Origin of the sequence: Arthrobacter sp. CDRTa11 (genome assembly GCF_026427775.1) — a bacterium.
Classification (GTDB): Bacteria; Actinomycetota; Actinomycetes; order Actinomycetales; family Micrococcaceae; genus Arthrobacter.
Window position 1 is genome coordinate 2309716 of record NZ_CP044532.1, and the last position, 23253, is coordinate 2332968.

16 protein-coding genes are annotated in these 23253 nt (G+C 61.1%); 9 read left to right on the forward strand and 7 right to left on the reverse strand.

Annotated elements, in window-relative coordinates; all coding sequences use genetic code 11:
• Nucleotides 1–60: 60 nt before the first annotated feature.
• Nucleotides 61–552 (reverse strand): gluconokinase, encoded by a 492-nt coding sequence (locus F8G81_RS10410; protein WP_267279186.1) that lies wholly within the window; start codon nucleotides 550–552, stop codon nucleotides 61–63.
• A gap of 492 nt (nucleotides 553–1044) precedes the next feature.
• On the opposite strand from F8G81_RS10410, the gene F8G81_RS10415 reads away from it, so the two are divergent.
• The gene (locus F8G81_RS10415) at nucleotides 1045–1251 is read left to right on the forward strand and encodes a ribbon-helix-helix protein, CopG family (RefSeq protein WP_267278892.1); all 207 of its coding nucleotides are present in this window, start codon (nucleotides 1045–1047) and stop codon (nucleotides 1249–1251) included.
• Nucleotides 1248–1616: a type II toxin-antitoxin system death-on-curing family toxin gene (locus F8G81_RS10420; RefSeq protein WP_267278893.1), complete on the forward strand. Its 369-nt coding sequence runs from the start codon at nucleotides 1248–1250 to the stop codon at nucleotides 1614–1616. The genes F8G81_RS10415 and F8G81_RS10420 overlap by 4 nt, the downstream gene beginning before the upstream one ends.
• A 1101-nt stretch (nucleotides 1617–2717) precedes the next feature.
• Here the strand turns inward: F8G81_RS10420 and F8G81_RS10425 are convergent.
• Entirely contained in the window at nucleotides 2718–3965 is a 1248-nt protein-coding gene (locus F8G81_RS10425) for a helix-turn-helix domain-containing protein (RefSeq protein ID WP_267278894.1), read from the reverse strand.
• A 239-nt stretch (nucleotides 3966–4204) separates the two neighbouring features.
• Between F8G81_RS10425 and F8G81_RS10430 the strand changes: the two genes are divergently transcribed.
• The 6 genes from F8G81_RS10430 (at nucleotide 4205) to pntB (ending at nucleotide 12409) form a co-directional block, all read left to right on the forward strand.
• Nucleotides 4205–5995 carry a flavin-containing monooxygenase gene (locus F8G81_RS10430; RefSeq protein ID WP_267278895.1) on the forward strand — a complete coding sequence of 597 codons (1791 nt, stop codon included), beginning with the start codon at nucleotides 4205–4207 and terminating at the stop codon, nucleotides 5993–5995.
• A 70-nt stretch (nucleotides 5996–6065) separates the two neighbouring features.
• Nucleotides 6066–6851 (forward strand): acetoin reductase, encoded by a 786-nt coding sequence (locus tag F8G81_RS10435; RefSeq protein WP_267278896.1) that lies wholly within the window; start codon nucleotides 6066–6068, stop codon nucleotides 6849–6851.
• A gap of 40 nt (nucleotides 6852–6891) precedes the next feature.
• Entirely contained in the window at nucleotides 6892–7947 is a 1056-nt protein-coding gene (locus tag F8G81_RS10440) for a 2,3-butanediol dehydrogenase (RefSeq protein ID WP_267278897.1), read from the forward strand.
• Nucleotides 7948–7995: 48 nt separating this feature from the next.
• Nucleotides 7996–9168, forward strand: coding sequence for a hypothetical protein (locus tag F8G81_RS10445; RefSeq protein WP_267278898.1), 1173 nt, complete (start codon nucleotides 7996–7998; stop codon nucleotides 9166–9168).
• A gap of 167 nt (nucleotides 9169–9335) precedes the next feature.
• On the forward strand, nucleotides 9336–10889 hold the full coding sequence (locus F8G81_RS10450) for a Re/Si-specific NAD(P)(+) transhydrogenase subunit alpha (protein WP_267278899.1): 1554 nt from the start codon (nucleotides 9336–9338) through the stop codon (nucleotides 10887–10889).
• Entirely contained in the window at nucleotides 10886–12409 is a 1524-nt protein-coding gene (gene pntB, locus F8G81_RS10455; RefSeq protein ID WP_267278900.1) for a Re/Si-specific NAD(P)(+) transhydrogenase subunit beta, read from the forward strand. The genes F8G81_RS10450 and pntB overlap by 4 nt, the downstream gene beginning before the upstream one ends.
• 2308 nt (nucleotides 12410–14717) lie before the next feature.
• Here pntB and F8G81_RS10460 read toward each other — a convergent pair.
• From F8G81_RS10460 to F8G81_RS10480, 5 genes are all read right to left on the reverse strand, one after another.
• A complete protein-coding gene (locus F8G81_RS10460; RefSeq protein ID WP_267278901.1) occupies nucleotides 14718–15275 on the reverse strand; it encodes an adenylate kinase in 558 nt (185 codons plus the stop codon).
• A gap of 12 nt (nucleotides 15276–15287) precedes the next feature.
• Entirely contained in the window at nucleotides 15288–17309 is a 2022-nt protein-coding gene (acs, locus tag F8G81_RS10465; RefSeq protein WP_267278902.1) for an acetate--CoA ligase, read from the reverse strand.
• Nucleotides 17310–17528: 219 nt separating this feature from the next.
• Nucleotides 17529–19052, reverse strand: a complete 1524-nt coding sequence (locus tag F8G81_RS10470; protein ID WP_267278903.1) for an aldehyde dehydrogenase family protein — start codon at nucleotides 19050–19052, stop codon at nucleotides 17529–17531.
• 1155 nt (nucleotides 19053–20207) lie between these two features.
• Nucleotides 20208–20531: a DUF2961 domain-containing protein gene (locus tag F8G81_RS10475; protein ID WP_323809240.1), complete on the reverse strand. Its 324-nt coding sequence runs from the start codon at nucleotides 20529–20531 to the stop codon at nucleotides 20208–20210.
• Between the two features lie 12 nt (nucleotides 20532–20543).
• Nucleotides 20544–21662: a PucR family transcriptional regulator gene (locus F8G81_RS10480; RefSeq protein WP_267278904.1), complete on the reverse strand. Its 1119-nt coding sequence runs from the start codon at nucleotides 21660–21662 to the stop codon at nucleotides 20544–20546.
• 210 nt (nucleotides 21663–21872) lie between these two features.
• Between F8G81_RS10480 and F8G81_RS10485 the strand changes: the two genes are divergently transcribed.
• On the forward strand, nucleotides 21873–23204 hold the full coding sequence (locus tag F8G81_RS10485) for an MFS transporter (RefSeq protein ID WP_267278905.1): 1332 nt from the start codon (nucleotides 21873–21875) through the stop codon (nucleotides 23202–23204).
• The last annotated feature ends 49 nt before the right edge of the window (nucleotides 23205–23253 follow it).

Genomic DNA, 23253 nt, shown 5'->3' on the forward strand with positions numbered 1-23253 from the left:
GGCCGTCGCTTCCGCTGAAATCAGTGGAAGTAACGGTCTCAGGTGCTTGAAGCGGCGTCTTCAGTGAGTGGCGAACTCTTGGAGATTGCTGCAGATCTCATCGACGAGTTGAGATGGCGTGAGCGTGAGGTCAGCAAGAATATGCCGTTCGTTCTCTGCCAGAGGTTCGAGAGTGCGCAGTTGTGAGTCGAGCAGGCTCGTCGGCATGAACTCGTGTGCCCTGGCGTTCATACGGGCCACCAGCGTTTTCCTTTCGCCCACGAGATGGATGAATACAACATCGCGGACGTGACTTCTCAACAAGTCACGGTAGCAGCGCTTTAATGCCGAGCAGGCGATGATTAGCGGCTTTTGCACATCCTGCGAGCGGCGAAGGGCTTCGCCAATCTCGTCCAACCACGGCATGCGGTCGATGTCATTCAAGGGAATACCTGCGCCCATTTTGGCCTTGTTGGCCGCGGGATGAAGGTCATCACCATCCTGAAAGGGCATGCCGAGACGTTCTCCGAGCAGGGCACCAACGGTAGATTTTCCGCAACCGGACACTCCCATAACGACCAACGGGGGGAGGGACTTGTTATCCAAAAGGATCCTTTCAACAGGCACTTGCTTGCTCGCCTGCCAATTGGCAGGATGGTGCGATTCAGTTCGCAACTGAGAACATTTTCTCAACTACCAACAACCAGGTCAAGGTTTCGGGCTACCGCACTTCGTGTGCTTCTGCAGGGCTTCGTCCAATCGCGAACCCTTGATCACTGTGTGCTGTTATCGGACCCTCGCATGCGGGTAGGGGCAAACTTCACGGGCAGTCACCAGGAAGCCCGTATCCCACGACTGTTGAATCTTGAGCGTGAGTCCCTCAGGTAATCTCGGCTGAGCGTTTCGTTCTCCGGCGCCTGCCCCGCCATTTCGCAACGCCGATAATGGACGTTCCGTCACAGGGGAAGGTCCTTTGATGTCCGCTTCGATGAAACAGATCTGGATGTCATGCAGCTATTGCGCCAAGCGCATCGTTCGTTGGTACTGGTTTGGTACCATACTCCTATGGCTATGAATCTGCGTGTACCCGAAGATCTGGACCGGCGGCTGGATCAGCTCGCGGCGGAGGAACACACATCGAAGTCTGCGTTGCTGCTCCAGGGTGCCGAGCTTGTGCTCCAGCGTCACCGGCGCCGACGTGACATTGGCGAGGGCCTGGATTTCGTGATGAGCCATGACGCTGAGCTTTTGACGCGCCTTGAGGATGCGTGACGGAGTATCTCGAGGTCGAGGACGCGTTGCAGGTTGTTGACCGGTACGGTTTTCATATCCGGGACGTAGGGCTCCTGGCTTCGGCACTGGCGCGGCCTGCCGCAACGGTTATGGGTGTGGAAGCCTATCCGGGCTTAGCGATGAAGGCAGCGGCGCTCATGGAGTCGGTGGCGCGGTTCCATCCGCTGGTCGACGGCAACAAGCGTACGGCTTGGACGCTGATGGTTCTGATGCTCTGGATCAACGACTACCGTCATGACTTCAGCACTGACGAGGCATTCAATCTCGTCGTTGGCGTGGCAGCCGCCGACGTCTCACTGGAGGAGAGCGCGGGGATGATTGCGACCCACCTCGTCAAACGTTAGGCATGCGTTTGACTGCAGTTCGGAGGTGCTTCGAGGTGGAAAAAGAGAGTGTGGACAATCTCCACAAATTTGGCTTCGGATCGGGTCGTATATCGATCGGATTGGCTCGGATTCGGTATGTTTTCTGGAGTCCCCAGTGTTTGCAAGGGCTGGAATGCGGTTCGAGTCCCACCTCGGGCACAAGAGATCCCCTCGTCAGAGGGGATTTTGCTTTAACGTGTGTACAAAGCTTGTGGTGGCGTCCCTCTGACGCTAAGTTCGCGGGCTGTGGCCTGGCCGCCGCTTGGCCTATTCAGGTGTGTGGGTGGCGGGTTCAGGGTCCTGGCTAGTGGGCCCTCCGCCTGCTGTGGGCTGGGTTACGTGCTTCCTCGTTCCGGTTCTGTCAGGTTGGTCGGGGGTGACCAACACCTGTTCATGGTCATGGGCTGCGGGCACAACATGACGTCGCCGACGTTGGGCGAAATTCTTCTAGTAGGACGTCTCTTAGACGTGGCGGGAGCCGGCTGCGCTCGATTTGTCCAGCCAAAGGGGATGTGGAACACTGTCCACACTTAAGTCTGATTTTTGGGAATCTGCCTTGTGACGTTTGAGTGCTGATGGGAATCTCAGATATGACCGGCATGTAGCGCCCTGACGGCGCAGGAAACGGCCCAGCAGTTACGGACGCCAGAAAGACAAACAGCGAAGCTGGGTTCTGACAATTAAGGGCGTGGGGAGCGGGGCGCCATTACTGATAGGAGCCCGCCCTCTGACACACCTCAGTTAATGAACAGGCGCCAGATATCGGGTCCGGCCGCCCGAAATACTTCATCGTTGCGCTGAGTCGGAAGTGGCAGGTTTTGATCTGAGGGGCCTCCCCAAGCCAATGTCAGAAAAGAAGAATGGAACCTCATTCTGACAACGCCTCAGTAACAGCCCGACGTCAGGTTGGGCTGTACAACGAGCGGACATATAAGCTCATGGAGGAGCCAATGTATTTCTAAGCCGACGAATCCGGCTTCCGGCTTTGCCTCGTGCTTGGCGCCCTTGGAGGGCGAATGTGACGGGGAGCACCTCTATCCAGGTGACGGCGCGATTGGAGGCGGCGCCCTTCGTATGAGCTTATGCCCGCAGCTCCCGATCAATCCGTTCCATTCGAGCACGCACCAACTGGAAACGCGCGTCCCCAGGACCAGTTAAGTTTGTCAACGCGGCAGCGGCTGCGATATCGCCCGAGCCCATGTCGCTCGCGCACCAGCGTGAGATCACATCGGCGTCTCCGCTGGAACGGACCGAGGCCGCAACAGCCTCATTCAATTCGTCACGCATGAGCTCCACGGTCAGATTTGTTGAGCGGTTGAGTAAGCGGGCAGGGTACGCCGCCAACGCTTCTCCCACGCGGCCGGCCCGCAAATGCCCGGCCACTGCGTCTGCGTCGGACACCACGCGCACGCCGGCGGCAAAACGGTATGGATTGGGCTCCACGACCGCACCCAGCACCGAGCGGATCCGGTGCATTTCCGTTCGGATTGTCGCGGCCGCTCCGTCCTCGCCGTGCAGTTGGTAGGCCAGCTCTTCTGCGCTCCAGCCTTGCGTTCGGGATGCCAGCAAAGCCAGTATTTCGGCTCGGCGCAGCGTGATTGGAATGCTACGGCCGCCGTCGAGCTCCGCTGTCGGCTTGTCGCCGAGCAGCCGCAGAAACAGTGTGGAGGCGGTGCTGGGACCGGAAAGCCTGACGGCGGCAGGTGGACTCGCTTCCGCCGTCGGGCCTGCCGACCTTAGCAATTCCTCCGCTAACCGGACACCGCAACGCACCATCCGCAGGCTGTCCGGCGTTACGGTATCGATCGGCCCGGAAACATCCAGCACGCCGACGATTTCCCCGCTGAAAGGGTCACGGATCGGGGCGGCAGTGCATGCCCAGTCGTGGTGTGTCCGGACCAGGTGCTCGGCCGAAAACAACTGGGCCGGGCCGCCTGTAATAAGCGCTTCGCTGATGGCGTTGGTGCCGATACCTGCCTCGGACCAGTCTGCACCTTCAACGAACTCCAGCGAGTCCGCCAGCCGCAACGCTGACCCGCTGCCTACCCGCCACAGCACCTCACCCTGATGGTCAGTCACGATCAGCAGGTGACGGCCGGCGGCGGACTCATCGGCCAGCATCTGTGACAAAGGCGGAACCACCGACGCCAGACGGTGTGCGGCGCCCAGCGAACGGGCTTCAGATATGTCATGCAGATGCACGGGGCTGTGCTGCTCGGGATTGATTCCCAGAGCTAGGGAGCGGCGCCACGACTCAAGCAACGACGCCGAGAACGCAGGATCCGGCGAGCCGGACAGGGTAGCCTCCTGCGCGCTGCGGAGTCGCATGGCGTACTCCCGAGGGGAGGAGAAACGTAGCCCAGGATCGGGCGCCAACGCGTGCCGCATGTGTCTACTCCCAATTCGCCGTTGAATCCGTCCACTCGAAAACCCCAGAGCAAAAGGGAGTGTGGGCCGGTGTAACCCGATTGTAACCCCCTGTGGCATGTACTTGTGATACGAGTCACCATCCGGGCGGGTGTAACGGATGCGGGAATGACTCATCGCTAGCAATGGAAAGAGGAGACATGCCTGAGACCGCAAACGGCATAGCCGAGGGGTGGCTGGCGCAGTTCGACGAGGCGCTGCGCAGCCGCAACACCGAGGCAGCATTGGAATTGTTCGAGGACGAGTCGTATTGGCGCGACTTTGTATCCTTCACCTGGAATCTCAAGACGCTCGAGGGCAAGAACCAGATCAGGAACATGCTGGAGGCCACTCTCGAGGATATCCAGCCAAACAACTGGATTCTGGCCGAAGACGCCACCGGCGACGCCGCTAACAGCGAAGCATGGGTCAAATTCGAGACCTCACAAGCCCGCGGATACGCACACTTGCGGCTACGCAACGGCAAATGCTGGACCCTGCTCACCACCATGCAGGAACTGAAGGGCTTCGAAGAGAAGAAGGGGCCTAACCGCGAAAAGGGCGTGGCCCACCACATCAGCAAGGGCCGCAAGTCGTGGCTGGAACTCAAGGAAGAACAAGAAGCCAGGCTCGGCTACGAGGACCAGCCATATACGGTGATTATCGGCGGTGGGCAGGGTGGCATCGGCCTCGGCGCTAGGCTCCGCCGGCTCGGTGTGCCCACCATTATCATCGAGAAAAACGAAAAGCCCGGCGACTCTTGGCGCAACCGGTACAAGTCCCTGCACCTGCACGACCCCGTCTGGTACGACCACCTGCCATACCTGAAATTCCCGGACGACTGGCCCGTTTTCGCGGCCAAGGATAAGATCGGCGACTGGCTGGAGCACTACACCCGCATCATGGAGCTGAACTACTGGTCCAACACCGAATGCACCAACGTCCGCTACGACGAAGACGCCCAGGAATGGATCGTCCAAGTCATCCGCGACGGCAAACTGATCACGTTGCGTCCCAAACAGCTCGTCTTCGCCTTGGGCGTCTCCGGTTACCCCAACGTGCCAACGTTCGACGGTGCCGAGAGCTTCCTCGGGGAGCAGTACCACTCCTCCAAGCACCCGGGCGGCGGCGACTGGACAGGCAAGAAGGCCGTGGTGATCGGGTCCAACAACTCGGCCCACGACATCTGCGCCGACCTCTGGGAGCACGGCGCCGACGTCACCATGATCCAGCGCTCGTCCACCCACATCGCCCGCAGTGAGTCCCTCATGGATCTGGCCCTTGGAGACCTTTACTCGGAGAAGGCGCTGGCCAACGGTGTCACCACGGAGAAGGCCGACCTCCTGTTCGCCTCGCTGCCGTACCGGATCCTCCCGGAAGCCCAGATTCCGGTCTACCAGGAGATGGCAAAGCGGGACGCCGACTTCTACTCCCAGCTCGAAGCAGCGGGGTTCGAACTGGACTTCGGAGTGGATGGCTCGGGGCTGTTCCTTAAGTACCTGCGGCGCGGCTCCGGCTACTACATCGACGTTGGCGCCTCCCAACTGATCATCGACGGCCGCGTGAAACTCGCCAACGGTCAGGTCAGAAAGATCACTGGCAACGCTGTGGTGATGGACAACGGCACCGAGTTGGAAGCCGATGTAATCATCTACGCCACCGGCTACGGCTCCATGAACGGCTGGCTCGCGGACCTCGTCTCACCCGAGGTGGCGGACAGGGTAGGCAAGTGCTGGGGCTACGGTTCCGAAACCCCCAAGGACCCCGGGCCGTGGGAGGGAGAACTCCGCAACATGTGGAAGCCCACCAACGTGCCCAACCTCTGGATCCACGGCGGCAACCTGCACCAGAGCCGGCACTACTCCAACTACCTCGCCTTGCAGCTCAAGGCCCGGCTGGAGGGGCTGCCCACACCGGTGTTTGAGCTTCAGGCATCGCACCACACCCGCTGATGACCACCCACCAGGCAACGGCTGCACCGACATGGCGCAGCCGTCGCCCTACCCAAAGGACGCCAACACTATGACTGTTCAGAACAAAGTAGCCCTCGTCACAGGCGCCGGCCAAGGGATCGGCCGAGGTATAGCACTGAGACTGGCCCGGGACGGCTTCCACGTTGCCGTGGCGGATCTTGATTCCCAGGAGGAGAAGTGCGAGGCCGTCGTCGCCGAAATTAGAGCCATAGGGAGCAAGGCGGTCTTCATCGCCGCCGACGTCGGGCGGCGGGAAGATGTTGTGGGTGCAGTCGAGACAGCCGCCCAGCAGCTCGACGGCTTTGATGTCATCGTCAACAACGCGGGCATCGCCCAGATCCGGCCAGTAGTGGAGATCACCGAAGAGGACCTGGAGCAGGTCTTCCGGATCAATCTGAACTCCGTGATCTGGGGCATTCAGGCGGCCACTGCAAAGTTCGATGAACTTCAACACGGCGGCAGGATCATCTCAGCCGCTTCGATTGCGGCAGTGAAGGGCTTTCCGATTCTCGGAGCGTACTCGGCATCCAAGTTCGCGGTGCGGGGTATCACCCAGGCCGCAGCGCAGGAGCTGGCGCCGAAGGGCATCACCGTAAATGCCTATGCGCCGGGCATTGTGGGCACGGGAATGTGGGAGCTGATCGACCGGGAACTGAGCAAGATCAACGGCAAGCCGTCCGGCCAGAACCTGAAGGAGAATGTCGAAGCCATCGCCCTGGGCCGGATCGAGACGCCCGAGGACGTAGCGAAGGTAGTCTCCTTCTTCGCCAGCCCAGACTCGGACTATGTCACCGGACAAACGCTGATCGTAGACGGCGGCATCCTGTACAGCTGAGCCCGATGAACCAGATATCAAGACAAAGGAAGAATAGAGCATGAAAGCAGCACGGTTTTACGCCCGCAATGACCTGCGGATCGACGATATTCCTGAGCCGGAGGTGCGGGCCCGGACAGTAAAAATCCAGGTTGCGTGGTGCGGCATCTGCGGAACCGACCTCCATGAGTTTCTGGAAGGCCCCATCTTTGTCCCATCACCCGGACACCCCCATCCCCTCTCCGGAGAAGAATCCCCGGTCACCATGGGCCATGAATTTTCAGGGACGATTGTTGAGGTCGGGGGAGGTGTTGACGAACTTGCGGTCGGCGACAATGTCGTCGTCGAGCCCTATTTCGTATGCGACGAGTGTGCACCCTGTAAGGCAGGCAACTATCACCTGTGCACAAAGATGGGCTTCATCGGCTTGTCCGGCGGGGGCGGCGGTCTCAGCGAGAAAATTGTTGTGGATACCAGGTGGGTCCATAAAATCGGTGACATTCCGCTGGATGAGGCCGCACTGATCGAGCCGCTGTCGGTTGCCCATCACGCGGTGATCCGCAGCGGCACCAAGCCAGGCGACGTCGCGCTGATCGGCGGTTCCGGACCCATCGGGCTGCTGACCGCTGCTGTTTTGAAAAGTATGGGTGTCACCACCATCATCAGCGAGCTCAGCGCGGCCCGCAAGGAAAAGGCGCGCTCCAGCGGGGTCGCGGATTACGTGATCGATCCGAGTCAGGAAGACGTCCAGACACGGGTACAGGAAATCACGAATAGTGTCGGCGCAGATGTGGCCTTCGAATGTGCGGGCGTCAATGCAGTGTTGGATACCTTACTTAATGCTCTAAAGCCTGCCGGCGTGGTGGTGAATGTGTCCATCTGGGGCCGTCCGGCGACGGTTGATATGCAGAAAATCGTGCTGAAGGAGATCGATCTGCGGGGCACAATCGCCTACGTGCGCGACCACGCGGAGGCGATCAGGCTGGTCCAAGACGGCAAAGTGGACCTGAAGCCATTCATCACCGACAGGATCGCGCTGGAAGACCTTGTGGACAAGGGGTTCGATACCTTGATCCACCACAATGACACCGCGGTGAAAATTCTGGTCCACCCGTAGCCGACGGCTGCATTCAAAGGCGAAAGCAACGTGAGATGAGGCGTAAAGATGGAATTTTCGATAACGGCCGGTAGGGATGTGGACGCTGAGCTTCCCCGTGGCAGAGTCCCTGACAGGACGCGAACACGGTGGTTCCTTTACGGTGTCTCGAACCTGAGTGTTGTGGTGGTATTGGCGCTCGGGTCGTGGTACCTGCTTGCGGACCCGACTACCAGTCCCTGGGCATTTTATCCGCTGCCGTTCAACGCAGCGTTGTTCTGGGCGATACTCTTCATCGTCTTTATCGGCTTCAACATCGAGTTCTGGGGAGTCGACCGTATCCCCCAGCCGCTGCGCGGGTCTGTCATCATCTGCGCGACTACGGTGTTCGCAGTGGTTGTGACTTGGGTGCTCGCCAACGTGCTCGGCCACTTTTATCCAAGCTTCGCCGCCTCTCGCGACGGCGGAATGGGGTACTTTGCCGGCGCACTGTTCGTCCTGTTCGGCTTCGCGACGTGGGTGATGGTCGTGCTCAACTGGATGCACTGGCCGTGGACCAAGCTCGGGATGAAGCAGCCGTTGATCGGAGTGTGCGAAATCGGGTCCATGATGGTGCCCACACTGGCGCTATACCTTGTTTTCGGGCTGCCCTCGGTATCCGAAAGCGCGGCCACTTCGCTGATGTCCATCGACACCGTGCTGGGATGGTTCTACTCGATCGTCGTCGCAGTGATCCTCACGGGTCAAACACTCGACAACTGGCCGTGGCGGCTGTTCGGTGGCGGCGGACGCACGGCTCTCGCGTCCCTGATCGGAAACGTGCTCTTCGGAACCGTCATCTACCTCCTCATGATGCCCCTCTCCCAAATGTTTGTCGGGAGTGTTGCGGTACAAGAATTGGGCGGTGCAATCAATCAGTTCCCGGCCCAGATCGGTGTGTGCTGGGCGTTCTGGATGATCTTCTGGGCGAATGCTTTCGGAAACAAGCCCACAGGGTTCGGGGTTGCGGCGAACCTCATGGTCCGTGCACTGGTCACCTTCACGCTGGGCATCGCGACTTTTCTCGGATACTACTACTTCGCTGCAGAACACATCCTGCACGAGCCCGTGGTCGCAGGCGGGCTGTACGGCAACGCTCTGGGGTTTATCGACTGGTTGGTGCTCTGGACCCTGTTTTACGTCGTTGGTTTTCAGTCATTCGGACTCGGCGCTCTTCGCTCCCTTGAGCCTTCTCCGGGATAAGGTCCAATGGCTTGTAGTGCCTGACTCGAAAATGACAGGCGGGGACGCAACCGGATGGCTCAAGGACAGGGGTGGGTAATACGGTCGTTGATCTCCGGGGGACCCTCGTCCGCGGTCCACGCGGATTCCCGCCTGGAAACGTTATCCATCTTAGAGAGAAGGAAATAGTGACACGTATTGGCATTGTGGCCGAGTTGGGTCGTGAGACGAGGGTGGCGGCGACGCCTGTCACCGTGAAGCAGTTGCTGGGGTTGGGCTACGAGGTTGTGGTCGAGAAGGGTGCGGGGGAGTCCGCGTCGTTCCGTGATGAGGCTTATGCCGAAGCGGGTGCCTTGATTGTGGGTGCCGATGAGGCGTGGGGCAGCGAGGTGGTGTTGCGGATTAATCCGCCCACTGAGGATGAGATTGCTCGTCTGACCGAGGGGGCGACGTTGATCGGGTCGTTGAGCCCTGGTTTGCGGCCTGAGTTGGTGGAGGCTCTGGCTTCGCGTCCGGTCACTGCGTTGGCGTTGGATGCGGTGCCGCGGATCTCGCGGGCGCAGTCGATGGATGTGCTCAGTTCGATGGCGAACATTGCCGGGTACCGTGCCGTTATCGAGGCGGCGCACGAGTTCGGCCGGTTTTTCACGGGTCAGGTGACGGCGGCGGGCAAAGTCCCGCCGGCGAAGGTCCTCGTCGCTGGTGCCGGTGTTGCCGGGTTGGCGGCGATCGGCGCTGCGTCCAGCCTGGGCGCGATTGTGCGGGCGACGGATCCGCGGCCGGAGGTCGCCGACCAGGTGAAATCCATCGGCGGTACCTACCTCAAGGTCGAGGTCGCCGAAGAGATGAAGTCCTCCGATGGATACGCGAAGGCGACGTCCGAGGCGTACAACGCCCGGGCCGCGGAAATTTACTCCGAGCAGGCAGCGGATGTGGATATCATCATCACCACGGCCCTGATCCCGGGGCGTCCGGCGCCGAAGCTCCTCACGGCTGAGGATGTGGCCGGTATGAAGGCTGGCAGCGTCATCGTGGACATGGCCGCGGGTCAGGGCGGGAACGTTGAAGGCTCCGTCGCCGGCGAACGCATCGTCACGGACAACGGGGTGGTGATCCTGGGCTACACGGATCTTCCGGCCCGTTTGCCGGCCCAGGCGTCCCAGCTGTACGGGACGAACATGGTGAACCTGCTCAAGCTCCTGACGCCGGATAAGGACGGTCAGCTGCGGATCGATTTTGATGACGTGGTGCAGCGCTCGGTGACGGTGGTACGCGACGGTGAGAAGACCTGGCCGCCGCCACCGGTCCAGGTCTCCGCCGCCCCGGCGGCCAAGGCCCAGGCCACGGCTGCCGAAACCACCGCCCCGAAGAAGAAGCAAGGCCTCGGTACCGCCGGTAAAGCGGGCTTGTTTGCCGCCGGCATCGCGGCGTTGTTCCTGGTGAACGCGGTGGCTCCGGCGCCGCTGCCCCAGCACTTTACGGTCCTGATGCTCTCGATCGTGGTCGGCTTCTACGTCATCGGGAAAGTGCACCACGCCCTGCACACGCCGCTGATGTCCGTCACGAACGCGATCTCGGGGATCATCGTCGTCGGTGCCCTCCTGCAGGTCACCTCGGACAACCTGGTCATGCAGATCCTTGCCGCCGTCGCGGTTCTGCTGGCCAGCATTAACATTTTCGGCGGCTTCGCCGTCACCCGGCGCATGCTCGCCATGTTCTCGGCCGGGAAGGCACGTTCATGAGCGCGGCCACTGAAGCAGCAGGAATTCTATCGAGGAGCCTTACCGTGTCTGACACCGTCTCCGGTCCGTTGACCGCCGACTCCATCGCGGGGGCGGCCTACGTCGTCGCTGCCCTGCTGTTCATCCTCAGCCTCGCCGGGCTGAGCAAGCACGAGAAAGCCCGTGCCGGGGTCATCTACGGCATCACCGGGATGATCATCGCCCTGGCCGCGACGATCTGGCTGACCCTGCAGGGCGCCTGGGGCAGCGGCGCCGGCCTCACCGGCGTGGGCCTGCTCGTCGCCGCTGTGGCCGTCGGCGGTGCCATCGGGCTCTGGCGCGCCCGCGTCGTCGAAATGACCGGCATGCCCGAACTGATCGCCCTGCTGCACAGCTTCGTGGGCCTCGCCGCGGTACTCGTCGGCTGGAACGGGCACCTCGAAGCCCCGGACCTATCCCCGGACCTGACAGCGATCCACCACGCCGAGGTGTTCATCGGCGTGTTCATCGGCGCGGTGACCTTCACCGGCTCGATCGTGGCGTTCCTGAAACTCTCCGCCCGGATGAAGTCCTCACCGCTGATGCTGCCGGGCAAGAACGCGATCAACCTCGGCGCCCTCGCCGCGTTCATCGCCCTGACCGTTTGGTACGTCAACGATTCCCAGCTCTGGCTGCTCATCGTCGTGACAGCCCTTGCCCTGGCGCTGGGCTGGCACCTGGTCGCCTCCATCGGAGGCGGCGACATGCCCGTGGTCGTGTCCATGCTCAATAGCTACTCCGGCTGGGCCGCGGCCGCGGCCGGTTTCCTGCTGAACAATGACCTGCTCATCATCACCGGTGCCCTCGTCGGCTCCTCCGGTGCGTACCTGTCCTACATCATGTGCAAGGCCATGAACCGGTCCTTCATCTCCGTGATCGCCGGCGGCTTCGGCATCGCCGCCCCGGCCGCGGCGGACGCAGAGTACGGCGAGCACCGCGAAATCACCGCCCAGGCCACCGCTGAAATGCTGACCAACGCCTCGTCCGTGGTCATCACCCCCGGCTACGGCATGGCCGTGGCCCAGGCCCAATACCCCGTCGCGGAACTCGCACACCAGCTCCGAGAGAGGGGCGTGAATGTCAGGTTCGGCATCCACCCGGTCGCCGGGCGCCTGCCCGGGCACATGAACGTTCTCCTCGCCGAAGCCAAAGTCCCCTATGACATCGTCCTGGAAATGGATGAAATCAACGAAGACCTCGGCGGCACCTCCGTGGTCCTGGTCATCGGCGCTAACGACACCGTCAACCCCTCCGCGGCCGAGGACCCGGGCAGCCCCATTGCCGGGATGCCTGTCCTGCGGGTCTGGGAAGCCGAGAACGTCATCGTGTTCAAACGCTCCATGGCCGCAGGCTACGCTGGCGTCCAAAACCCACTGTTCTTCCGCGACAACTCCCAAATGCTCTTCGGCGACGCCAAACAACGCGTCGAAGACATCCTCAAAGCGTTCTCAGACACGGCCCCTTACCAGAGGAACCTTTCCTCACGTCCCGCTCGCTGGTAGCCGACGTGTAGATCTAATTTGGGCCGCGGGTGCTGAAATCATCAGATTGTGGATGTGATACGACAAGGAGTGCCGATCATAGGAGCGGTGGTTGCGCGTAGCCTGGCGAGAGCCGCACCCGTCATACGCACTGTCAGATCTTCGCCTCCAGCTGGTAAATAGCCTCCAAAATTGGCCACAGGGTTTCATGAAGGTGGCGCCCGCCAGGCGTCGTAAACGGCGCTGACGCACTCTTTTACCGACTGAAAGAACACCTTTCTGATCTCCCATGCACGGCAGAACGTGGTGACGTCCTTTGTTGACACCCGGCTGGCCTGAGGGTCTTGTGAGTAGGACGATGGCTTCGACGGGGGTATGCTGCTTGCCCTCGTCAGGCCGGTCGTTCGGACCCGGTTTCGTGGGAGTTGTCGCATCGACCGGTACCCGGTGATGCGGACCTGCCTTGCTGAGTCCAGGCTTCGGCGAGGGCGTCACACAGGTAGAGGTTTCCGCGCTCGAGCCGGTGCAGTCGGGTAGGTGGCCGGCTTCATGATGGACAGAACAAGGTAAGCCTATCCACCGACGCAGCCGCGAAGTACATTGCCCTCGTCACGCATGTGATTGACCGCTGGAGCGAACTAAAGAAAACGTTCTTCCAGTTTCCCGCCAAGGAGGCCTGTGCCACATTCCTTACTAGTAACAGCCATAGCCGAGCGGAAAAGCCGCCTCAGAGGACCGCCTTCCGACCCGAGAACCCTTTGGCCAACCTCAATCAAGCACCAGCACGACCACTCCGATGCGTGGAAACCGACGCCCACCCAGCAGCAACCGGCGACACCAGTGCTGCGCCCCAACACAAAAACAACCCGCACAAGAGTTAAACCGGGACCCGGATTCCAACCTAACCCTCATGAAAAATGCGAGTTAGCGTACCTGCCCTAATACTGCGATATTGGTGAGGGCCTTTTCCGTATGGAGGACGCCGACGGCGAGGTGCATGAATGATTCAGTGTGTGATGTGCGTGGAGGAACGCTGGATCAGGGTGAGGTCGGCGCAGATGTTGGGCCGAGTTGTTCGATCACAACGCGGTGAAGTACGGGGACAATAAGGCCTTCTAACCCGGTCCAATGCCGCTGCCCGGTACTTGAGGAGTGATGCTGCTGCCTTGGGAAGGTGTTGGCGTCGTCGAAAACCAGAGACTCGCAGATAAGAACGGTTAGGGCCGTCTGATGCCGAAGGCGAAGAGACTATTCTTTGCGGACTGATTTATTGCAGATACCCGATGCCGTTGCCGTCTGCTTGGCGAAATCTGCCGCAGGCTCCGGACTGCTCTGCTCGCCAGACTGTGTGCACGCGGATATCGAACAGCTTTCGCTCACCGACGTCCGTGATAACCCAGACAAATCCTTGGTCGGGAAAAGTCACGTCAACCCATCCGCGCCATAACGCCCCTGCATCGTGATTCCTCACAGCGACGCGGTGCCCCGGGGCCAGGGACAGGAAGATTCCGATCTCGCATTCTGTCAGCGACACTTTCAATCCGTCTCTCCCCGACGCCAGGTCGACAGCCGCCGTGCCCAGCGGGCAGCCAGCCCGGAGGGCAGCAGGGCAGACCATATTAGAAACGCTGAAAGCCGACGCACCGGAGGCCTCGCTCTCTCGTCCCTTCATTGCCGCTCGGTCTCCCATCTTTCGAGTGTCACACCCTGGGGAACACGGCTGTTTAGACGCGCTTCATAGCGACCCGGGCCGAGTCGGGTCACCGAGATGCCGACCTGTTGAGTCATGGCTGCCGGCTTCAGCAGAGCGACCGCTTCATCCAGGGCGGTGTCCAGTTCCATTCGGGTTTGAACCGCTACGACAAGACAACCGGGTGCTGCGTGCATGCTAATAGATCCTTACTCTCAGGGCGTTGATTAGTAGTGTCGACGACGCCAGAGGACCCTGGCGTCGACGGGAAGAGGGGCCAGCCCGCCGCCGGATGGTCATCCGGGCCGGTATTCAGGCAGGGGCTGCCCGGCGGAACCTAGGGGACCAGGGCTCCGGCAGAAGAAGGGGCCCTGGGCCCTGGAACGCCGGGGAATGACGGCGATTTACTTCCGACATAAGTGGTCAACAATGTGCCATTCAGGTTGTTCAGGGCACTGGTCCTCTTGAAAGTGCTCTCCCCGCTTGCTGAGGGAGCTAGAGTGGATTCCTCCTTTTGTCAGCATGGCGCGCCGCGGGGACCACTCGTCGCCACCGGGTGGGCATGCGGCACGGACAATCTGGCCGCACTTCAAGTTTGGGCGCACCTCCCTCCACCATCAGCACAGCCAACCCGTTTGCTCAAGCAGGGAGAATGAGCCTCGTAATCTCTTCGACTGGTCCGGTGCCATTGACCCGGGTGAGGAGGCCCAGCTCTTCGTAGTGCCACACGACGGCCTCGGTCTCATGCTGATAGAGGTCCAACCGGCGGCGGATGACCTTTTCAGTATCGTCCGTGCGGCCGTCCACCGTTGCGCGCTTGAGTAGCCGCGTGACAAGTTCCTCGCTGTCGGCCGTCAGCTGCAGGACACAGTCCAACTGCTGGCCCTTGTCGGCGAGGACGTGATCGAGGAACTGCGCCTGAGTGACTGTGCGGGGATAGCCGTCCAAAAGGAAGCCGTCGGCGACATCAACTTGCGCGAGCCGATCACAAACCATGTTGTTGGTGATGCTGTCCGGAACGAAGTCGCCCCTGTCTATGTATTGCTTGGCCTCAGTGCCTAGCTTCGTACGGCTACGGACATTCTCGCGGAAGATGTCCCCGGTAGAGATGGCGACAATACCGAGTTGCGATGAAATACGCTCTGCCTGGGTGCCTTTGCCAGAACCGGGAGGGCCCATGAGCAGCATTCTCTTCATAGTGGCTACTTTCTACTTCGTGAGCGATTTGGCGATCTGGGCCATGACGGTGTTGTCGGAGAGGGTGGTGGCGTCTCCTGGGTCGCGGCCTTCTGCGACGTCTTTGAGGAGGCGTCGCATGATTTTGCCGGAGCGGGTTTTGGGCAGTTCGGGGACCACGAGGATGGTTTTGGGTTTGGCGATGGGGCCGATTTCCTTGCCCACGTGGTTCCGGAGTTCCTGCACGATCGTGTCGCCGGAGTCCACCGCGTCCCCGCGGAGGATGACGAACGCGACGACGGCCTGGCCGGTGGTTTCGTCCGCGGCCCCGACGACGGCTGCCTCGGCCACGGAGGGGTGGGAGACCAGTGCTGACTCGATTTCGGTGGTGGAGAGCCGGTGGCCGGACACGTTCATCACGTCATCCACCCGGCCCAGGAGCCAGATGTCGCCGTCGTCGTCTTTTTTGGCTCCGTCGCCGGCGAAGTACATGTTTTCAAAGCGTGACCAGTAGGTGTCCTTGAAGCGCTGGGGGTCACCCCAGATGCCGCGGAGCATGGCCGGCCACGGCTCGCGGATGACCAGGAATCCGCCGTGCCCGTTGGGCACGGACTCGCCCATCTCGTCGACGACGTCCACGGCGATGCCGGGCAGCGGTGTTTGCGCTGAGCCTGGCTTGGTGGCGGTGACGCCGGGCAGCGGAGCGATCATTTGCGCGCCGGTCTCTGTCTGCCACCAGGTGTCCACGATCGGGGCAGGATGGTCCTTGCGTTCGCCGTTCTTGCCGGCGTTTGCGCCGATGACCTCGCGGTACCACATCCACGCTTCGGGGTTGATGGATTCGCCTACCGAGCCCAGCACCCGGATGGAGGACAGATCGTACTTGTCCGGGATCTCCCGTCCCCATTTCATGAACGTCCGGATGGCGGTCGGGGCGGTGTACAGGATGGAGACCTTGTACTTCTCCACGATCTCCCACCAGCGGCCCTGGTGCGGGGAATCGGGGGTGCCTTCGTACATGACCTGGGTGGCGCCGTTGATCAGGGGCGCATAGGCGACGTAGGAGTGGCCGGTGACCCAGCCGACGTCGGCCGTGCACCAGTACACGTCAGTTGCCGGGTGCAGATCGAAGACTGCCTTGTGGGTGTACGCGGTCTGGGTGAGGTACCCGCCGGTGGTGTGCAGGATGCCCTTTGGCTTGCCGGTGGTGCCGGAGGTGTAGAGGATGAACAGCGGATGCTCGGAGTCATGGCCGACGGCGGTGTGCCGGGTTGAAGCGGCCTCCACGGTGTCAGCCCACCAGTGGTCCCGGCCCTCGTGCCAGTCCACGTCCTGGCCGTTGCGTTTGACCACCACCACGTTCTGCACGCTGTGGCCATCGGCGGACAGCGCCTGGTCCACCGCGGGCTTCAGTGCGCTGGGCTTGCCGCGGCGGTACGTGCCGTCGGCCGTGACCACCAGCTTGGCTTCGGCGTCCTCGATCCGGGACCGCAGCGCGTCAGCGGAGAAACCACCGAACACCACCGAATGCACGGCACCGATCCGGGCACAAGCCAGGAGCGTAATGACAGCCTCGGGGATCATCGGCAGGTACACCGCCACCCGGTCACCCTTGGAAACGCCGAGGGACTCGAAGGCGTTCGCGGCTTTCTTGACCTCGTCGGTGAGCTGGGCGTACGTGTACGTGCGGGTGTCGCCGGGTTCGCCCTCAAAGTAGATGGCCACCCGGTCCCCGAGGCCGTTCTCCACGTGACGGTCCAGCGCGTTGTACGCGGCGTTGACCTCCCCGCCCACAAACCACTTCGCGAACGGCGGGTTGGACCAGTCCAGCGCCTGCGTGAAGTCCTTGTTCCAGGTGAGCAGCTCCCGCGCCTTCTTAGCCCAAAAACCCGGCCGGTTGGCGTCGGCCTCTTCATAATCCGCAGCCGTGACAACGGCGTCAGCAGCGAATTCCGGAGTGGGCGCGAAAGCCCGCGTCTCGTGCAGCAGGTTTTCCAGCGCGTCGCCCTGCTCAACATAGCTTCCCGATGACATTGCGGCAATATCCGTGGACATGTAAAAACCCTTCGTTTCCTTCAGTTTCTGCGGGACCAAAGCAAGGCAGTAAATTGCGTGCCTCAATCGGCTGGGACACCGCACGTTATCTCTCTCGGCGACCGTGCGATGGACAGCCACCTCTTCTCGCAGACCAGTGCGGGATACGTGGATTCGGAAATCATCACTGAATCCTTATCGATACAAGATAGATGAGGTTGGGTTATCGCTGCAGCTGGCCTAGAAGAAGCCCAGCTTGTTTTCGTTGTAGCTGACCAGCAGGTTCTTGGTCTGCTGGTAGTGGTCCAGCATCATGGAGTGGTTCTCCCGCCCGATGCCTGAGGACTTGTAGCCGCCAAACGCGGCGCCGGCGGGGTAGGCGTGGTAGTTGTTGACCCAGACGCGGCCGGCCTGGATTTCACGGCCGGCGCGGTAGGCCACATTGCCGTTTCGGGACCAGACCCCGGCGCCGAGGCCATAGAGGGTGTCGTTGGCGATGCCCATGGCGTCGTTGTAGTCGCTGAACTTTGCCACCGAAACAACTGGGCCGAAGATTTCCTCCTGGAAGATCCGCATTTTGTTGTGGCCCTCGAACACGGTGGGCTGGACGTAAAAGCCGCCTGCCAGGTCGCCGGGGAGCTCCGCCCGTGCACCGCCGGTCAGCAGCTTGGCGCCTTCCTGCTTGCCGATATCGATGTAGGAGAGGATCTTTTCCAGCTGGTCGTTCGAGGCCTGGGCACCCACCTGGGTTTCGGTGTCCAGCGGGTTCCCCTGGATCATCTTCTCCACCCGGGCAACAGCGTCCGCCATAAAGGACTCGTAAATGTCCTCCTGGACCAGGGCACGGGACGGGCAGGTGCAGACTTCGCCCTGGTTGAAGGCAAACAGCGCGAAGCCCTCCTGGGCCTTGTCGTAGAACGCGTCGTTGGAGTCGGCCACGTCGTTGAAGAAGATGTTGGGGCTCTTGCCGCCAAGCTCCAGGGTGACCGGAATCAGGTTCTGGCTGGCGTACTGGCTGATCAGCCGACCGGTGGTGGTCTCGCCGGTGAAGGCGATCTTGCGGATCCGCGGGCTGGATGCCAGCGGCTTGCCGGCCTCCACACCAAAGCCGTTGACCACGTTGAGGACACCGGCCGGAAGAAGGTCGCCGATGAGCTCCATCAGGACCAGAATGGACGACGGCGTCTGCTCGGCCGGCTTGAGGACCACGGCGTTGCCCGCCGCGAGGGCCGGGGCGAGCTTCCAGACGGCCATCAGGATGGGGAAGTTCCAGGGGATAATTTGGCCAACGACGCCGAGGGGCTCGTGGTAGTGGTAGGCCGTGGTGTCCTCGTCGAGCTGGGACAGCCGGCCTTCCTGGGCGCGGACGGCCGAGGCGAAGTAGCGGAAGTGGTCAGCCGCAAGCGGGATGTCCGCGTTCAGGGTCTCGCGGATGGGCTTACCGTTGTCCCAGGATTCGGCCACGGCCAGCATCTCGAGGTTCTCATCGATCCGATCGGCAATCTTGTTCAGGATGGCGGCGCGCTCTGCCACCGAGGTCTTTCCCCAGGACGGCGCGATCTTGTGGGCGGCATCCAGGGCCAGCTCGATGTCCTCTGCCGTACCGCGGGCCACCTCGCAAAAGGCCTTGCCCGTGACAGGGGTGATGTTCTCGAAGTACTGGCCCTTGACCGGGGCAACCCATTCGCCGCCGATCCAGTTCTCGTACCGGTCCTTGAAAGTGACCTTTGAGCCCTCGGTACCGGGCTGTGCATAAACAGTCATTGCTAGCTCCTTTGCTCCGCATGAAGGTGGCGGCCTGAGCCGGCGTCCACCGTTTTCAGCGTAGGAGCAGGGAGGTTACAAGCAGGTTGCATACCTTTGCTTTAAGGCACTTACCCTGTCATCTGGTTGAGTTCGGGCTCCAGCAACCACTCGAAATCGATGGTACCCCCAGCTCCCTGGCGAAAAGCGGGAGCAGCCCCAGCCCACCGTCCGCTTGAGATGTCACGATTGTGCCAGTCGGTGCTTGATGGCAAGGCCCATGCCGGCACGGAGGGCGCGCATGATCGAAGGCTACGAACGTCTAGACGAACCGCTGAGCAATGCCAAGATCAAGGCAGTAAACGTCCATACCCGTGGGCATGCTGAACGATGTGGCAGCCATTTACGGCCGCGATCCCCAGGTCTACGACCGCGGACCCGGACCGCCGTGGTGCAAGGGCCGGTGCGCAGTCACCGACCCTTACACGGACACAATTCGCGCCTCGCTATCCTGCTGCCTTGGGCGACTTCCTCGATCACACTCCGCCGATGACCACCGTTTCGTCGAGCTCAGCTGCGGCGCGGGAGATGTCACTCCGTCCTACGAGTAGGGCGGCGGGGCCCGTGAGAATGGGTTCCGTGGACAAGTTTGAGGCCTTGACCGGGGCTGGACGGCCAGGACTAGATCCTGAAGGTTCGCTTGGAGCTAGTCGACGGAGGGCCTGACATTTGGCGTCTGTTCGATCTCTGGAACTCCATGGCTTTGAATCAGGTACACAACACGAGGTCCCTCAGGCAGCCTTCGACCGGCAAGACACGCACCAGCACAGTTTCACGCCCGGATGATCCCTTCGCACCGCTGCGGCTGGTTAGCGGCAGTACACCACCGACTTTGAGGATCACTTGCAGTGACACCCATGCGTCTGGGGCAGCTGAAGTGCTCTTCCAATGGATCAGCGGTAAGACGGGTATGGAGCTGAATGGCACGCGCGATTCCGAACGCGACTCCGAGAGGTCCCTCCCGAATACCGGAATCCCTAGGTGGGTGTGACGAAAAACGGGGTCCGCTAGCAGTCACAGCCATCGGCCACTTCCGGCCCAGTGCGGGTGGTAGTCGGCCGACCCCGGCGCAGACCCAGTTCGAGTCTGCGCCGGTTTTCAACCTTGTCCCGGAATCTATCTCGGCCAGCGGTGCTGGGCGATGAGAAGCTCAGGGAGGACTTGGTTCACGCCATCTTGATACCAGTACGAGGTGGTGGAAATGTCGTCGCTGCGTTCGAACAGTCCTCCGTGATCCCACGTTCCGATTTGCTGAACCGCCACACGCGGGCGCTCCTGGAAGTAGATGGGGTCTGGGATGTGCCAACGGTAGATGCCATGCATGGGGGGCATCCCTGGGTGGAAGGGTGCTGCCTTGGTTCGGTTAACGGTCTCGTGGAACGGGTAGCCGAAGTAGGGAGCGCTAAAGGTAACGACCAGGCTAGAGGTTAGGCGGCACAGCGGACGCGCGGGTCATGCCCACCCAACGACGAGGCGCGCCGCATCCTGTGGGACGGCAGGGTCGATCCCTGTGAGCTCCGCAAAGCGACGCAGGCGGTTCGTCAGTGTATTGCGATGACAAAAGAGCTCCGCTGCCGAGTCTCCTGCGCTGCCTGTACGGAGGTAACTGCGAACAGACTCTTCCAACCGGCTACGCTCCGTTTTACTGCAGTTTGAAAGGGCTGCGTTGACGTCCGTCAGCACAGGATGCCCTGCCAAGATCAAGCTCCGATTTGCAAGCCTTGCCCAGCCCCGCTTCCAGGTCATTGCACCACGTTCACCGGCCCTGAACACCCGAGCGAGATCGCGGGCAATGTTTGCTGCTTGACGAAGACCTCGGAGACCAGCATCGGCATCGGTAATTCCGACTCTGATGGTGAGCAGATGGCGTAGGAAGAGATCGCGCTTAGAATCCGGCCCTTCAAGTTGCGGGGTGAACACAATAAGTGCGTCACCAAGATGATGGGAAAACACGCTTCTACCTGTGCGTTCGGCCTCAGCAATGAAAACTCTCAGGGCTGGAATCTCGTCGGGCTCCGCGCCCACTACTAGCAGGGGAAAAGCAAGGGGAATCTCAAGCTCACCGGCGATGGTCCGCAACTGTTCGTCCGTCACCTCGCGTGTCTGGAAAAGTTCCGCTAGCAGTCCCTGCCGTACGGAAAATGCTTCGTCCTGCATACGCTCTCGCTCGGCGATAAAGGCCCGCTGGGTCTGCCCCGCGTACTCGTCCACGGTGTTGAGCACAATCCAGGTGTGGCGAACCACCAGAGGTGCATCCTCCGGTGTTGCCACCCTGGTCAGGGCCTCCCAAAGGACGTTGTAATCAAGACGGATAGCTGACATCAATGAGGTGATGGGGATGCCCGCTCGTGCCCGGGAAACCCCGACATCAGCAGCTACAGCGACTGCTTCGTGAAGCCCACCTTCCCGTAGTCCAGAGATCATGGCCTCGAATGCCAGGCGCCCCGTACGACGTATCTCAGAAAGGGGAATCGGGGCAGGATCGTAGCCGGGGATTGCGATGATTCGAGAAAGGAATGCCTCCGTGAGGTCCTCAAGATTGAGTTGGTCCAGCAGTTCCTGCCAACGCATAGAGTCATGTGGCTCCGGACCCCCGCTAAGCCGGGGTTCGTTCATAGTCATACGCTCCACAATATGTGCATATGCCCTGTTTTTGCGAAGAATCCGGGGGGAAATGCTGAGCGAAAATGGCTGTATCCCTTGAGATGCTCATTGAACAAGATGTTTGCGCAAGATTCATGTAAACGTAAACCAGATCACGCATCAACGGAGATGACCACCATGAGTGAGACACTACAGACGGTGACGATAGAGCAACATGCCGTCCAAGAGCTGAGCAGGAAAGACGCCAACAAGGTCGCGTTGGGCGCGTTGATCGGCTCCGCACTTGAGTACTACGACTTCTTCCTGTTCAGTGCCGCAGCTGCGCTGGTGTTCAACGTTCAGTACTTCACGAGCGGCGACCCCACTGCGGCGACTTTGGCCTCTTTCGCCACCTTTGGGGTTGGCGTTGCCGCCAGACCCCTCGGCGGCATCATTTTCGGGAGCATGGGCGACCGGATCGGACGCCGCAAGACGCTGATGATCACCATTGTCGGTATTGGCATAATTACAGGCCTTATCGGCATGCTGCCGACTTACGCCGCAATCGGTATCGCCGCCCCGATCCTGCTTGTGTTGTTGCGGGTAATACAGGGCCTCTTCGTCGGTGGGGAATGGTCAGGCGCCCTAACCTTGGTGGTGGAAAACTCCCCGCTGCACCTTCGCGCCCGATACGCCGTGATTCCACTGATTGGTGCGCCCATCGGGACGATACTTTCTTCCAGTGGATTCTTCCTGGTCACGTTCCTCCTCACTAAAGAGAACTTCGATGCGTGGGGCTGGCGCATTCCGTTCCTCATCTCCTTGCCCTTGCTCCTCATCGCCATCTATATCCGTAGCAAGCTCGAAGAGTCACCCGTGTTCCGTCAAATCGAAGCAGCCGGCGAAATTGAACAGACCCCAGTCCGCACCACTTTCAAGTACGCTTGGCGGCAGCTCCTGATCGGTATGGCCTCCTGCCTGCTAGGCATGGGCGGCTTTTATCTCGTCACCACGTTCTGCGTCTGGTACGGAGTCAACGTCCTCAAATACCCCTCATCCCTGATGCTGCTTGGCACCATTGCCGCTGCGGTGGCAGAGATCTTTGTGATTGTCTGGAGTGGACGCCTCGGCGCCAAGTACGGTTCAAGCCGGGTCATACTGTGGGGCGGTATCGCCTCCGCTGTTGTTGCCGTTCCGGCGTTCCTGCTCCTCACCTCCGGCAACCACGTCCTCGTCGTCATCGCCATGGTTCTTGCGGTATCGACTCTATCCTTCCCCTACGCCGGCACCGGCGCGGTTCTGACCGGCCTGTTTGAAGCCAAGACCCGCTTCACGGGTGTCGCTGTTGCAAACAACACCTCGGCCATGGTGGCAGGCTTTGTCCCGCTGATTGTCACTGGCGTAGTTGCAGCCGCGGGGAACCACTGGTGGCCCGCCGCCGCGATGCTGGCACTGATCTCGATCATCACCGCCTCGGCCGGTGCAATCGCGCCCCGTTTCAGCGTGAACCTGCCCGGTTTCAAGCACTAGCGAAAAATGGGCCTTAGGCAATCCGGCCTCGGTTGCCCATCCCTAAGCT

What these genes read in the sequence shown, in the direction of transcription:
- F8G81_RS10410 (WP_267279186.1), bottom strand. Translation starts at nt 552, where the DNA reads ATGGGAGTGTCCGGTTGCGGAAAATCTACCGTTGGTGCCCTGCTCGGA.
- F8G81_RS10425 (WP_267278894.1), bottom strand. Translation starts at nt 3,965, where the DNA reads ATGCGACTCCGCAGCGCGCAGGAGGCTACCCTGTCCGGCTCGCCGGAT.
- F8G81_RS10460 (WP_267278901.1), bottom strand. Translation starts at nt 15,275, where the DNA reads ATGAAGAGAATGCTGCTCATGGGCCCTCCCGGTTCTGGCAAAGGCACC.
- F8G81_RS10435 (WP_267278896.1), top strand. Translation starts at nt 6,066, where the DNA reads ATGACTGTTCAGAACAAAGTAGCCCTCGTCACAGGCGCCGGCCAAGGG.
- F8G81_RS10415 (WP_267278892.1), top strand. Translation starts at nt 1,045, where the DNA reads ATGGCTATGAATCTGCGTGTACCCGAAGATCTGGACCGGCGGCTGGAT.
- F8G81_RS10485 (WP_267278905.1), top strand. Translation starts at nt 21,873, where the DNA reads ATGAGTGAGACACTACAGACGGTGACGATAGAGCAACATGCCGTCCAA.
- F8G81_RS10430 (WP_267278895.1), top strand. Translation starts at nt 4,205, where the DNA reads ATGCCTGAGACCGCAAACGGCATAGCCGAGGGGTGGCTGGCGCAGTTC.
- pntB (WP_267278900.1), top strand. Translation starts at nt 10,886, where the DNA reads ATGAGCGCGGCCACTGAAGCAGCAGGAATTCTATCGAGGAGCCTTACC.
- F8G81_RS10440 (WP_267278897.1), top strand. Translation starts at nt 6,892, where the DNA reads ATGAAAGCAGCACGGTTTTACGCCCGCAATGACCTGCGGATCGACGAT.
- F8G81_RS10470 (WP_267278903.1), bottom strand. Translation starts at nt 19,052, where the DNA reads ATGACTGTTTATGCACAGCCCGGTACCGAGGGCTCAAAGGTCACTTTC.
- F8G81_RS10480 (WP_267278904.1), bottom strand. Translation starts at nt 21,662, where the DNA reads ATGCGTTGGCAGGAACTGCTGGACCAACTCAATCTTGAGGACCTCACG.
- F8G81_RS10445 (WP_267278898.1), top strand. Translation starts at nt 7,996, where the DNA reads ATGGAATTTTCGATAACGGCCGGTAGGGATGTGGACGCTGAGCTTCCC.
- acs (WP_267278902.1), bottom strand. Translation starts at nt 17,309, where the DNA reads ATGTCCACGGATATTGCCGCAATGTCATCGGGAAGCTATGTTGAGCAG.